Here is a 13,318-nt window from a genome sequence, read left to right as displayed (position 1 = left end):
ACCGACCCCGCCGTACCGGCCGCCCGCTCACCCAGCAACCGATGCAGCGTGCCCAGCAGCTCATCCTCGTTGTAAGGCTTGCCCAGGTACACGTTGACGCCGATCTCCTCGGCATAGCGGCGGTGCTTGTCGGCCGTGCGCGAGGTGATCATCACCAGCGGCATATGCGCGGTGCGCGCGTCGGAGCGCACGTTGCGGGTCAGGTCGAAGCCGTCCATGTGCGGCATCTCGATGTCGACCAGCATCGCGTCCGGCATGACATCCTGCAGTTGCTTGAGCGCATCCACACCGTCGCGCGCCAGCACCACCTGGTAGCCGGCGCGGCCCAGCAGGCGCTGGGTGGCCTTGCGCACGGTCAGCGAGTCATCCACCACCATCACGGTCGGCTGCACCGCCAGGCCGCGCACCGGCTCGGTGGTGCCGTCGCCCGCCAGTTCCGCGACCGCGCCCATCCGCGCCTGCACGGCAGGCGTCTGCGGCAAGGCCTGCGGCACCGGCTGGCCGCGTTCGCGCACCAAGCGCTGCGCCAGCACCACCGGGTTGTAGATCAGCACGATCTCGCCATCGCCCAGCGTGGTCGCGCCGGCAATGCCTTCCAGGCGTGCCAGGTGCGGGCCGATATGCTTGACCACCACTTCGCGGTTGCCGACCACATCGTCCACATGCACCGCCACGCGCTCGGCGCCGCTGCGCACCAGCACCACCGGCGAATACTTGCGCCCGGCCGCGACCGCGTTGCCTTCCTCCAGCAGCGCGCCGAAGTAGAAGAACGGCACCTCGGCGCCGGCCACAGTGAGGCGGCCCTGGTTGTAAGCGTCCAGCAGTGCCGGGGCGCGCAGCTGCTGGACCTGGTCGATCATGCCGCTGGGCACGGCATAGCGCCGCGCGCCCAGCGAGATCACCAGCACCTGCGTGATCGCCGTGGTCAGCGGCAGGTGCACGGTGAAGGTGGTGCCCTGCCCGGGCTTAGACTCCAGCGTGATGCGTCCGCCCAGCGCCACGGTCTCGGCGCGCACCACGTCCATGCCCACGCCGCGGCCGGCCAGCTCCGACACCGCGTCGGCGGTGGAGAAGCCCGGCGCAAAGATCAGCTCGGTCAGGCGCGCTTCGCTGGCGTCGTCGTCCGGCGCCAGCAGGCGGCGCTCGACCGCGCGCGCGCGGATGCGCTCCAGGTCCAGCCCGCCGCCGTCATCGACGAAATGCAGCACCACCTCGTTGCCTTCCTGCTGCACCTCCAGCGTCAGCGCGCCGGTGGCGGCCTTGCCCGCGGCGCGGCGCTGCGCGGTTGCCTCGATGCCATGCACCACCGCGTTGCGGATCAGGTGCTCGATCGGGCCGGCCATGCGGTCCAGCACCGAGCGGTCGATTTCCACGGTGCCGCCCTTGATCAGCAGGCGCACTTCCTTGCCGGTCTCGGCCGCGGCCTGGCGCGCCACGCGATAGAGGCGCTCGGCCAGCGCGTCGAACTGCACCATGCGCGCCTGCATCAGCCCGCGCTGCAAGCCGCGCGTCAGGCGCGCCTGCGCCGCCAGGTCGCCGGCGGCGCGGTCAAAGCCGCGCTGCAGGTTCTGCTCGACGGTGGCCACGTCGTTGACCGACTCGGCCATCATCCGCGTCAGCTCCTGGAAGCGCGTGAAGCGGTCGAACTCGAGCGGGTCGAATTCCTGCTTGTGCTGCGCGTCGGCAATGCGCGACGCCATCTGCGATTCGGCCTGGATCTCGATTTCACGCAACTGCCCGCGCAGACGCGCGACGTTGTCGTTCAGTTCGCCCAGGTAGGCGCGCATCGCCTCCAGTTCGCTGTCCAGGCGCGCGCGCGTGGCGCCGACTTCGCCGGCTTCGTTGATCAGCGTGTCGAGCGCGCGCGCCTGCACGCGCACCAGCGCGCGTTGCGGCTCGGCGGGCACGGCCGGCGGCATCGCCACCATCACGTCTGCCGGCCCCGGCATGGCGGGCAGGCTGGCGGCGGGCACCGCCTCGACGACGGTATCCGCCTGCGGCAGCGGCGCATCGGCCTGCGCTTGCTCGGGCACCTCGGCCAGGCCGTTGACCACGTCCGGATCGTCCGCGGGCAGCAGGCGGCCAGTCGGCAGCGCCTCGACATGCGCCAGGATGCGGTCGTACCAGGCATAGAGCCGCTCGAACAGCTTTGGCCCGACGGCCTGCTGCCCCTGCCCGCGCAGGCTGGCGTCGAGCAGCGTCTCCATTTCATGCGCGGCCTGGCCCAGCGCCATGGCACCCGCCATGCGCGCACTGCCCTTGAGCGTATGCAGCGCGCGCAGCACCAGGCCGCCGTGGCGCGAGTCTTCCGGGGCGGCTTCCCAGCCGCGCAGCAGCTTGCCCAGCTCGGGCAGCGTGCCTTGTGCCTCTTCCAGGAAGATCTGGACCAGCGCGGGATCCGGCGCGGCGCCCTCGTCCGCTACCGGCGCAGCGGGCGCCCGGTGCGGGGTCGGCAGTGCGATAACCACCGCGTCATGCGGCACGACCGGCGGCTGTGCGGCCTCCGGCCCGGGCAATGCCGGCGGCTCCGGCTGGTCTTCCTGCGCGGGCGGCAACTGGCCCAGCAGCTGCGCCACCGAACCATCCGGCTCGGCCGGCGCCTGCGGCGCGGGCACCGCCACGCGCGGACGCAGCAGCGCGCGCTCGCCGAACTCAACCAGGCTGCGGCGCAGGCCGGCATCGGCATCCGGCCAGACGCCCGCGGCAAACTGGTGCAGCATGCCGCGCAGGCGCTCGACCGCCTGCTCCAGCAGGCGGAAGTCGCCCGGGTGCATCGCCACCGGGTGCGAGCCCAGCTGCAGCAGCAGGGCCTCGAGCGCCTCGGCGATCTCACGCACGGGTTCCAGGCCGACGGTGGATGCACTGCCCTGCAGCGTGTGGGCAACGCGCAGCCCCAGCTCGCTCGGGCACGGATGGCCTTCATGCCGCCATTCCGAGATGTCGGTGGCGAACTGGCGCAGCAGGTCGTCGGCCTCCTGCAGGTAGACGTTGTAGAGCGCCAGGCCGATGCGCACCGGCCCGATCACCTTGTAGTGGTCGTCCTCGTCCGACAGCCCCCCGGACAGGCGGAACGGGATCACATTGTCTTCGCCGTGCCCGACGGCATCGACGCCGGTGTGACCGGCGGCCTGGGCGGCCGGCCCGGGTGGCGCTTCCGCAGCCGCGCCGGGCAGTACTGGCAGTTCATCCGCGGCCTGCGCGGTGCCCGGGTCGCGCACCGCGCAGGCGGCTGCCACCAGCGGCGCGATGTCGTGCCAGGTCGCCGCGTCGCGATGCAGCTGTGCCACCCACGCCGACAGTTCGGCATGCGCGCGGCGCAGCAGCGACAGCAGCGCGGGCACCGGCTCGCGCGCTTCGGCAATCCACAGGTTCATGACCTGCTCGACCGCCCAGGACGCTTCGCCATAGCGATGCAGGCCGACCATGCGGCTGGAGCCCTTGAGCGTATGGAAGGCGCGCCGCACGCGGCTGAGGGTATCGGCATCGTGCAGCGCCTCAACGCCCGAGCCGAGGTCGCCGGCGATACCGCCCAGCACCTCGTCGGCTTCGTTCAGGAAGATGCCGAGCAGTTCGGCGTCCAGCGCCGCCTTGTCGCCGTCAGCCGGCAGGCCTTGCGCCGCGGGCGGCGCGGCTGCGGGTGCGGCAGCCCGTGCCGGCTCGGCCAGTGCCAGTGCCAGCCTGTCGGCCGCATCATCGCTGCCGGCCAACCAGGCATTGCATTGCATGGTGGCTTCGGCGGCCTGGCGGCGCAGCGCGGCATCGTCGTCGATGGTGGCCTGGTCGGCCAGCGCCTGCAGCGCGGCACGCAGGCGCTGCACTGGCGGCGCATCGGGAACGGGGCCAGCCTGGATCGCCTCGGCCGCGGCGGCGCGCGCGGCGGCCAGCGGATGCTGCGCAGCGCGCGGCGCATCGGGCTCGCCGGCCTCGGCAAGCGTATCGGCCCGCCGCACGCGGCCGAATTCCAGCGCATCGGCAAAGGCATGGACCGCGCCCAGCTCGGCTGCGACCTCGCCCAGCAGCGCGGCGCGCGCACTGGCATCGGCGAGTTCGCCCGAAACGGCCAGCCGCGCATTGACGGACTGCACCGCGGCGGCGGCCTGCGCGGCATCGTCCACCAGCGCTGCAGGCAGCGCGGCGGACGACTGCAATTGCGCCAGCGTGGCGCCAAGCGCGGCGAAGGCCTGGCACGCATCGCGCAGGTGGCCGGCGCCTTCGGCGCGGGCCGCGTTGCGGTCGAAGCTGTCCAGCCACGATTCGCCGCTGTCCAGCTGCGCCCGCAGCTGCGTCACGGCCTCGCTGCGCAGCGCCTGGGCGCGCGCCTCGTCGACCATGCCCGCAAGCCACGCGGGCGCGCTCGCGGCGGGATCGGCCAGGCATGTCGCCAGCGCCTCGCACTGCGCGGCAAAACGCGCCGCCGCCGGATGGGCGGATTGCCCGTGCACGCGCCACGGCAGCGCCAGCGCGCGCGCCAGGAACAACGCGATGCCGGCGGCGCCCAGCGCGTCGCCGCGGTGATGCTGCCCGCCGTGCATGGCCACCTGCGCCAGGCAGCGCTGCAGCGCCGGCTGCCCGAGCGGCTGCGCGGCTTCGGCCAGCGCGGCCAGCGCGGTTTCCCAGCCGGCCGGTTCGCCCGCGGCGGCGTGCTCAAGCCCGGCGGCGGCGTGCTGCAGGTTGCGCGTGTCGATCGGGTCGAGCCAGCCGTAATAGCGCTGGCGGAAGTCCGCATTGGCAAGCGCGTGCGCGGGATCGAGGCGGAACGCCGCGAGCGTGCGCGCAATATCGGCACGCAATGCGGCACGCGGCTCAGCCACGCCATCGTCGTCCTGGTCGCGGGCCAGGCCGGTGCAGACCAGCAGGAACACTGCATCGTTGAGCAGCGCCTGCGGCACGCGCACATGGCCCTGCAGATACTGGCGCAGCAGCAGGTTGGCGCGGCCCGCAAAGCGCTTGGCCAGCAGGTCCGAAGGCAACAGGCCAAGGCCCAGCACGCGGAACACCAGCGCCAGCACATGCCAGACCCCGCGGTCCGGGTGATCCGCCGCGCGGCGCGCCTCCTGCTCGTTGGCGCGCACCTCGTCCAGCGCCGCGCACAGCGGCAGCCAGGCTTCGCGCAGCAGCGCCGCGTCGGTGCACGACGCAGGCAGGCGCAATGCCTTGAGCAAGGCCGATTCAAACTGCTGGCGCGCACGCATGACCGGCGCCGGGCCCTTTGCCGGCAGCAGCATCCCGGGCAGCATCTGCAGCTCATCGAGCCACAGGTCGGCCGGATGCACGCGCTCTTCGCCCAGGTGCGCCAGCACGCCCGCATAAGGCTGGAACAGGCGCAGCGGCGTCTCATCGTCGCCGGCCATCAGGTCGTCGACATACTCGGCCAATGCCTGCACGCCGGCGCGGAATACCGCCAGCGCCTCCGGGCCGGCGGCAACGGTGCCGGCGTCGATGGCTTCGAGCAGGCGGCGCAGGGCCTGGCAATACGGATCGGTGCCGCGCAGCCCGACGATATGCACCGCGCCGGCGGCCTGGTGCAGGTGCTGGCCGGCCAGCCGCAGCGAGGTGGTGTCGCGCGCGCCCAGCGCTTCGGGCGCCTGGCGGACCTCGTCGACATAGTGGCCAAGCTCGGCGGCGGCGTCTTCGAGCGCGCTGCGCAGGCTCGGCGCAAGCCACGCCAGGCCGGACAGGTCGCGCGCGGGGGCGCCTGGATCGGAAACAGCTGGCGCGCTGGCGGACGGCGGCGCCGGAGCCGGCTCGGGCACGGCGCTGGCTTCAGCCGGTGCGCCGGCTGCGGCGCCATCGCGCGGGACAGGGAAATTCAGGGACATGACGGCTTCCAGTGCGGCGCCCGGAGGGCGGCCGCGGGCAACCTGCCGCAACAGGCGGCAGGCGCGGAGTTGGCATGGAGCGCGTGGCCGCTAAGCCCGGTAAGGCCGCGGTGCGCGGAAGCGGTCGCAGGCGTCATCCGGCCACTCAGGCGATCTTGAATCGCGACACGGAGTTGCGCAGCTCTTCGGTCAGCAGCGTCAGCTGGCGCACCGACTGCGCGGTCTGCCGCGTGCCGGTGGTGGTCTGCTCGGTGACCTGCAGGATGCGCTCGATATGGCGGGCCACGGTGGTGGCCAGGTCGGCCTCGTGCGAGGTGGACTGCGAGATCTGCTCGATCAGCTCGGCCAGCTGGCGCGACACGCGCCCGATCTCGACCAGCGCGGCGCCGGCATTGTCGGACAGCCGCGCCCCTTCCACCACGCCCTGGGTGCTGCGCTCCATGGCGTGCACCGCGTCCTGGGTATCGGTCTGGATGGTGCGGATCAGCGCGCCGATCTGCTTGGTGGCCTCGCCGGAACGCTCGGCCAGCCGCTGCACTTCTTCGGCCACCACCGAGAAGCCGCGCCCGGCCTCGCCCGCGGACGCGGCCTGGATGGCGGCGTTCAGTGCCAGCACGTTGGTCTGCTCGGTAATGTCCGAGATCAGCTCGACGATTTCACCGATCTCCTGCGACGACTCGCCCAGGCGCTTGATGCGCTTGGAGGTTTCCTGGATCTGTTCGCGGATGTCGTTCATGCCGGTGATGGCGTTCTGCACCGCCTGCTGGCCCTGCTCCGCGGCAGACAGCGAGGCACGCGCCACGTTGGCGGACTCGGCCGCGCCGCGCGACACCTGCGTGATGCGGTCGGCCATCTCCACCACCGATTCGCCGGTCTGGCGGATCTGGCGCGACTGCTCTTCGGTGGTCGACACCAGCTGGGTCGAGGTGGACTGCACCTGCCCCGAGGCCTGCGTCACCTCGCCGGCGGTCTGCTGCACCCGGCCGACCAGCTCGCGCAGTTCTTCCACGGTGTAGTTGACCGAGTCGGCGATGGCGCCGGTGATGTCCTCGGTCACCGTGGCCTGGCGCGTCAGGTCGCCGTCGGCGATGTCCTGCAGCTCGTTCATCAGCTGCAGAATCGCCTTCTGGGTGTTGTCGTTGTTGCGCTTTTCGTCCAGGCGGCGGGACTCGGCCTCGCGCTCGCGCGCCTCGGCTTCCAGCGCGCGCATGCGTGAATCGCGCAGGTACAGCGCCGCCAGGCCCACCAGGCACAGCAGCGTCATGGCCGCCGACACCACGGTCGCGCCCAGCGTCACCGGGCGCACGCGCGCCGACTGCGCGTAGGCGCGCTGCAGCGCCGAGAGCTCGCCGCGCAGCGCCTCGTTGTCGTTGAAGATCTGCTGCTGCGCGCGCTTGGCGGCAATCAGGCCGGGCAGGTTCTGCAGGATGGTCTGCGTGGTTTTCTGCACCGCCTCAAAACGCTGCGACAACTGCTGCAGGTAGCCGCGCGTCTCTTCATCGGCGGCCGCCGACAGGCGCAGCGCCTCGCTGCCGTTGAGCAGGCCGTCCAGCGATTCGCGGAAGGTGTTGGTGTCCTTGCCCAGCAGGAATGCGGTTTCAGGGTTGACGCCTTCGCCGGCCAGGAACTCGTTCAGGTTCTTGCCCAGGCGCTGCGTCAGCATCACCAGCTGCGCGGACGCCGCCACCTCGCGCGCGTTGGCGCCGGACTGCAGCTTGATTGCCGCGACCTGTTCGGCGGATTCCAGCAGCTCGGGGTTGGAAGCGTTGAAGATCTGCAGCGTCTGGCCGATGGTGGTCAGCACGGGCTGCTGCGCCAGCACGTCGGCGGCGCTTTTCTCGGAGCGCTTCCACGATTGCATCGCGGTCTCGAGCAGCGGTTCGGCCGCGCCGGTGGTGGCGCGCACGCGCTTCTCGTCGCTGCCTTGCTGCAGCGCCTTCAGGTCGCCCGCCAGCGCGTCTTTCGACTGGCGCAGCTGGGTGAAGGCCTGCGCATTGCCCAGCAGCGCCACCGGCACCGCCTTGCCCAGGCGCTGCGAGTGCATCAGCATGTCGCCGGCGATCTCGATCTGCGCGGCGGCGTTGTTGGCGATGCGGTTGTCCAGGTACACCGAGCCAAGCAGCGCCACCAGCGACACCACCACGCCCACCGTCAGCAGCCGCTGCTGCGACGAGAACGGCATGCGTCCAAGCCAGCGCGTGACATGCTCCATTGGCGTGGCGCCCAGGCCGTCGGCGGATGGGGGTGCCGGTGCGGGTTCCGGGCCGCCGGCATAGGCCATGCCGGCGGCTGCTTCGGCTGCCGGCGTGCGCCGGCCCAGGCTGAATTTCTTGAAACCCATGGCACCCTCTTCCATTTAATCGTTGTCATGCCCGGCGGCTCGTGCCGGGTGCGGCAGGCCCTGGCCTGCGCGTCATTCTTGTTTCTTGTTATTGGCGCGGCGGCCGGCCCCAGGCCTCAGGCCGCAACCCGTCCCACCTGCAGGAAGGCCGGCGCGTCCAGCAGCGCGCGCACGTCCAGCACCTGCCAGTCACGCCCGTCGCGGTCGGCAAAGCGTTGCCCTTCCCATGCCGGCGTGCCGGCCGGTGGCGGCGCCGCATCGCCGTGCGGCAGGCTCAGGTCGGCGGCATGGCGCAAACCCGCCACGCGCGTGGCCAGGATCGCGCAGGCGCGCTCGACCTGGCGCGACAGCACCACGATCTTGCTGCCGGGCTGCAGCGGCGTTGGCGCGCCACCGCAGAACAGGCTGAAATCGATCACGCCCAGCAGGCTGCCGCGCGCATTGACCAGGCCGCTGTACCACGGCTGCGTCAGCGGCACCGGGCTGGGCGGGCGCATGTCGAGCACTTCGCCGGTATCGGCCAGCGGCAGCAGCCAGTTGCGCGCGCCCACCTGCAGCGCGAGGTAGCTGTCGGCCGCGGGCAGGCTGCGCGCCTCGCGCAGGCGCCGGGCCAGCATGGCCTGGTAGTCCTGCAGGCGGGTCTGGCGGGCGCGGAGGTCTTGGCGTGGCGCGTTCATCTGGCGGTCCCCGGAACAGGTGGCAGTGGCTTCCCGTACGGCCTGCGCTGGCAGCTCAGTGCGCCAGCGCGGCGATCTTGCCCAGCAGCTCTTCGCCGTCGACGGGCTTGACGATGTAGTCCGACGCGCCCTGGCGCATGCCCCAGATGCGGTCGGTGTCCAGGCCCTTGCTGGTGCACATGATCACCGGGATGTCCTTGAAGCGGTCGTCGCGCTTGATCGCGCGGGTGGCCTGGTAGCCGTTCTGGCCGGGCATCACCACGTCCATCAGGATCAGGTCGAAGCTCTCGGCCTGCAGGCGCGCGAAGGCCTGGTCGCTGTTGCTGGCAACCGAGACCTTGAAGCCGCGCTTGCCGAGCAGGTCGGACATGAACAGGGCTTCTGTGGGGGAGTCGTCGACGATCAGGATCTTGTTGATGGCAGTCATGAGGTTTTCCTTCGATTCGTACATGGCGTCGCGTGCATGCGCTTCAGGCAGGCAGCACGTGGCCCGCGGCCTGGCATGGCAGGCAGGCCTGCACGGCGTGCAGCAGCGCTTCGCGGGTAAAAGGCTTGGCAAGATGGTCGTGCGCGCCGACCAGGCGGCCGCGCGAGCGGTCGAACACGCCGTCGCGCGAGGACAGCATGATCACGGGGATGGCGTGAAAGCGCGGACTCTTCTTGATCAGGGAGCAGGTCTGGTACCCGTCCAGGCGGGGCATCAGGATGTCGCAGAAGACCAGGTCCGGGTGCAGCTCGCCCACCTTGGCGAGCGCCTCGAAGCCGTCTTCGGCCAGCACCACCTGGTATCCCGCCTGCGACAGGAAGATTTCCGCGGTGCGGCGGATGGTGCTGGAATCATCGATGACCAGCACCTTGCGGCGCGGCTGCGCCGTGGTGTCCGGAATGGAAACGCCAGGCGCCAGACCCTGGGCGCCGGCGGTATTGACCCGCTGGTATTCTTCTGTTTGAGCGACCCGCATTGTTGTTCCCGCGACCAGCTGCCCCTTGCGGAGCGCCGGCAAGCACTAGAGAACACCCGTGCGGAGCAGCGCGACCCATGCGCGCTCCGACGGACCCCCGACAATTCTTGTTTCCCTTCCAAGGCCGGGCTATGCCCGGCAGTGGCGGTGCGTGGAACCCGCACCTGCCTACCGTCCTCCCCACCAGCGGCAGGGGGACGGGCAGTCATTTTGCAACAGAGTGTGACAAGACGCCGGGGGGCCGTCAATCGGGGCCGGCCGCGGCCGGCCGGCGTTTTGTCGCATCGGCGCGACGCGCGCCCGGTTATTGTTCTTCTGGGGACGCCGCCTCAGATGGCGACCATCTCGAAATCTTCCTTGCGCGCACCGCATTCCGGGCAGGTCCAGTTGATCGGCACGTCTTCCCACCGGGTTCCGGGGGCGATGCCGTCTTCCGGCGCGCCTGCGGCTTCATCGTAGATCCAGCCGCAGATCAGGCACATCCAAGTCTTGTATTCCATAACAGGCTCTGGCCACTCTCCATTAAAATCCAGCGCAGATGGTACCGAAACCGTGCCGCCGGCGCCAGCCGGCGGCCGCCAGAATCGTGCCAGATCCGCCGTGTTCGCGCATGTTAGCGCCCTGTTAGCGCCTGATTGGCCGGCAATTGCAGCGAATTTCCGCTGTTTTTGCCGCATGTCAACGATAAGTCCCGGGGCCGCCGCACACGATCCCTGCAGTCCTTGTCCTCACCTCAACGCCATGTCCCGTAATCAGCAGCTCTTCGACCGCGCCCAGCAGACCATTCCCGGGGGCGTCAATTCGCCCGTGCGCGCCTTCCGCTCGGTGGGCGGCACGCCGCGCTTCATCACGCGTGCCGAAGGCGCCTATATGTGGGACGCCGACGGGCAGCGCTATATCGACTACATCGGATCCTGGGGCCCGATGATCGTGGGCCACGCCCACCCCGAAGTGGTGCGTGCGGTACAGGAAACCGCCGCGCACAGCTTCTCGTTCGGCGCCCCGACCGAGGCCGAGATCACCATGGCCGAGGAAATCTGCAAGCTGGTGCCGTCGATCGAGCAGGTGCGGCTGGTCTCCTCCGGCACCGAAGCCACCATGAGCGCACTGCGGCTGGCGCGCGGCTTCACCGGGCGCGACCTGATCATCAAGTTCGAAGGCTGCTACCACGGCCACGCCGACAGCCTGCTGGTCAAGGCCGGCTCCGGCCTGCTGACCTTTGCCGACACCACCCAGAACGCGCCGTCGTCTGCGGGCGTACCGGCCGACGTGACGCGCCACACCATGGTGCTGGAGTACAACAACGTCGAGCAGCTGGAACAGGCCTTCGCCAGGCACGCCGGCGAGATCGCCGCGGTGATCGTCGAGCCGGTGGCCGGCAACATGAACCTGGTGCGCGCCAGCGATGCCTTCCTGAAGGCCATGCGCGAGCTTTGCACCCGCGACGGCGCAGTGCTGATCCTGGACGAGGTCATGACCGGCTTCCGCGTGGCGCTGGGCGGCGCGCAGGCGCACTACGGCATCCGGCCCGACCTGACCTGCCTGGGCAAGGTGATCGGCGGCGGCATGCCGGCGGCGGCCTTCGGCGGGCGCCGCGACATCATGGCCAAGCTGGCGCCGCTGGGCGGCGTCTACCAGGCCGGCACGCTGTCGGGCAACCCGCTGGCGGTGGCCGCGGGCCTGGCCACGCTCAAGCTGATCCAGGCACCCGGCTTCTATGACCGCCTGGCCAGCCAGACCCGCAAGCTGGCCGACGGCCTGGCCGAGGCCGCCAAGGCCGCGGGCGTGCCGTTCGCGGCGGACGCTATCGGCGGCATGTTCGGGATCTACTTCCGCGAGGGCGTGCCGGGCAGCTTCGCCGAAGTGACCAAGAGCGACACCGCGCGCTTCAACCGCTTCTTCCACGCCATGCTGGATCACGGCGTCTACCTGGCGCCGTCGGCCTTCGAGGCCGGCTTTGTCTCGGCGCAGCACGACGACGCCATCCTGGCGGCCACGCTCGAGGCCGCGCGCAAGGCGTTCGCGGCGGGCTGAGGCCTTGCCAGGCAGGCGGCGCACCAGTGCGCAGCCTGCACCTCTGGCGACAAGGGCGGTGCGCTACACTTGGGTTTTCGTCCAACCCGCGGAGTCTCCGATGCGCGCTTCTTCGTCCCCCTCCTTGCCCGGCAGCTCGCCGATGCCGGTCTTGCGCTGGCTGCTGCTGGCGCTCATGGCCAGCCTGCTGTCCGCCTGCGGCTACAACGACTTCCAGGCCAAGGACGAGGCGGTCAAGGCCGCCTGGGGCGAAGTCATCAACCAGTACCAGCGCCGCGCCGACCTGATCCCCAACCTGGTCAACACGGTCAAGGGCTATGCCTCGCACGAGCGTGAAACCCTCGAGGCCGTGACCAAGGCGCGCGCCGCCGCCACCAGCATCCAGGTCTCGCCCGAGACCCTGAACGACCCCGAAGCCTTCAAGCGCTTCCAGCAGGCCCAGGGCGAGCTGTCCGGCGCGCTGTCGCGCCTGCTGGCGGTTTCCGAGAACTACCCGCAACTGAAGGCCGACGCCTCGTTCCGCGACCTGCAGTCGCAGCTCGAGGGCACCGAGAACCGCATCACCGTGGCCCGCCAGCGCTATATCGCCGCCGTGCAGCAGTACAACGTGCTGGCGCGCAGCTTCCCGACCAACCTGACGGCGATGATCTTCAAGTACCCGGTCAAGCCGTCGTTCACGGTGGACAACGAGAAAGCCATCTCCACGCCGCCCGCAGTCAAGTTCTGAGGCGCGCCACACCATGGGCCAAACCCCGCGCTCGCCCTGGCGGCACGCCTGGCTGGCGGCCGCCCTGCTCTGGCTGGCGGCCTTGCTGGCCGGCCCGGCGCTGGCGGCAGACGGCTTCGTCGCGGTGCCGCCGCTGACCCAGCGCGTCACCGACCTGACCGGCACGCTGACGCCACAGCAGCGCGGCGCGCTCGAGAACGTACTGGCGGAATACGAGCAGCAACGCGGCAGCCAGATCTTCGTGCTGATGGTGCCCACCACCGATCCCGAGCCGATCGACGCCTACAGCATCCGCGTGGCCGACGCCTGGCGCGCCGGGCGCAAGGGCATCGACGACGGCGTGATCGTGCTGATCGCCAAGGACAACCCGCCCGGGCTGCGCAAGATGCGGCTGGAGGTCGGGCGCGGCGTGCAAGGGTCTCTGACCGATGCCATGTCCAAGCGCATCCTGCAGGACGTGATGGCCCCGCACTTCCGCCAGAACGACTTCTACGGCGGGCTGGCGGCGGGGATCTCGGCGATCCAGGCCACCATCGACAAGGAAGGCCTGGCGGCACCGCAGCGCAAGGCGCAGCAATCGTCCGCGCTGGCCGAGTGGCTGCCGGCACTGCTGCCGCTGGCGATCATCGTGTTCTTCTTCCTCAGTGCCATCCTGCGCCGGCGCGGCCCGCAGATCGTCACCTCCCGGCGCGGGCGCGACGTGATCGCCGGCGGCCTCGGCGGACTGGGCGGCTACACCATGGGGCAGGACTGGGGCC

9 protein-coding genes are annotated in these 13,318 nt (G+C 70.7%); 3 read left to right on the top strand and 6 right to left on the bottom strand.

Features of this window, described 5'->3' with window-relative positions; translation table 11 throughout:
- The 6 genes from AC3WON_RS30015 to AC3WON_RS29990 form a co-directional block, all read right to left on the bottom strand.
- A partial coding sequence (locus AC3WON_RS30015; RefSeq protein WP_492353365.1) for a hybrid sensor histidine kinase/response regulator occupies positions 1–5,819 on the bottom strand: 5,819 nt, incomplete at its 3' end.
- 145 nt (positions 5,820–5,964) lie between these two features.
- Positions 5,965–8,160 carry a methyl-accepting chemotaxis protein gene (locus AC3WON_RS30010; RefSeq protein WP_492317500.1) on the bottom strand — a complete coding sequence of 732 codons (2,196 nt, stop codon included), beginning with the start codon at positions 8,158–8,160 and terminating at the stop codon, positions 5,965–5,967.
- 116 nt (positions 8,161–8,276) lie between these two features.
- On the bottom strand, positions 8,277–8,837 hold the full coding sequence (locus AC3WON_RS30005; RefSeq protein ID WP_492317501.1) for a chemotaxis protein CheW: 561 nt from the start codon (positions 8,835–8,837) through the stop codon (positions 8,277–8,279).
- A gap of 55 nt (positions 8,838–8,892) precedes the next feature.
- Entirely contained in the window at positions 8,893–9,264 is a 372-nt protein-coding gene (locus AC3WON_RS30000) for a response regulator (protein WP_010813015.1), read from the bottom strand.
- A 43-nt stretch (positions 9,265–9,307) separates the two neighbouring features.
- A complete protein-coding gene (locus AC3WON_RS29995) occupies positions 9,308–9,799 on the bottom strand; it encodes a response regulator (protein ID WP_492317502.1) in 492 nt (163 codons plus the stop codon).
- Positions 9,800–10,128: 329 nt separating this feature from the next.
- Positions 10,129–10,299 (bottom strand): rubredoxin, encoded by a 171-nt coding sequence (locus tag AC3WON_RS29990; RefSeq protein ID WP_010813017.1) that lies wholly within the window; start codon positions 10,297–10,299, stop codon positions 10,129–10,131.
- Positions 10,300–10,540: 241 nt separating this feature from the next.
- Here AC3WON_RS29990 and hemL point away from each other — a divergent pair, with 241 nt between their 5' ends.
- The 3 genes from hemL to AC3WON_RS29975 all read left to right on the top strand — a co-directional run.
- Positions 10,541–11,833: a glutamate-1-semialdehyde 2,1-aminomutase gene (hemL, locus tag AC3WON_RS29985; protein ID WP_492353364.1), complete on the top strand. Its 1,293-nt coding sequence runs from the start codon at positions 10,541–10,543 to the stop codon at positions 11,831–11,833.
- 100 nt (positions 11,834–11,933) lie between these two features.
- On the top strand, positions 11,934–12,560 hold the full coding sequence (locus AC3WON_RS29980) for a LemA family protein (RefSeq protein WP_492317504.1): 627 nt from the start codon (positions 11,934–11,936) through the stop codon (positions 12,558–12,560).
- Between the two features lie 13 nt (positions 12,561–12,573).
- Positions 12,574–13,318 (top strand): TPM domain-containing protein (locus AC3WON_RS29975; RefSeq protein ID WP_492353363.1); only part of this gene is annotated, 745 nt, incomplete at its 3' end.

This window comes from Cupriavidus sp. FW305-46 (assembly GCF_058787075.1).
The sequence above is the reverse complement of the archived record's forward strand: the minus strand, read 5'-3'. Positions and strand labels throughout refer to the sequence as shown.

Bases quoted from the DNA above. Each gene is read 5' to 3' on its own strand.
- AC3WON_RS29995 (WP_492317502.1), bottom strand. From the start codon at position 9,799: ATGCGGGTCGCTCAAACAGAAGAATACCAGCGGGTCAATACCGCCGGC.
- AC3WON_RS30000 (WP_010813015.1), bottom strand. From the start codon at position 9,264: ATGACTGCCATCAACAAGATCCTGATCGTCGACGACTCCCCCACAGAA.
- AC3WON_RS30005 (WP_492317501.1), bottom strand. From the start codon at position 8,837: ATGAACGCGCCACGCCAAGACCTCCGCGCCCGCCAGACCCGCCTGCAG.
- hemL (WP_492353364.1), top strand. From the start codon at position 10,541: ATGTCCCGTAATCAGCAGCTCTTCGACCGCGCCCAGCAGACCATTCCC.
- AC3WON_RS29980 (WP_492317504.1), top strand. From the start codon at position 11,934: ATGCGCGCTTCTTCGTCCCCCTCCTTGCCCGGCAGCTCGCCGATGCCG.
- AC3WON_RS29990 (WP_010813017.1), bottom strand. From the start codon at position 10,299: ATGGAATACAAGACTTGGATGTGCCTGATCTGCGGCTGGATCTACGAT.
- AC3WON_RS30010 (WP_492317500.1), bottom strand. From the start codon at position 8,160: ATGGGTTTCAAGAAATTCAGCCTGGGCCGGCGCACGCCGGCAGCCGAA.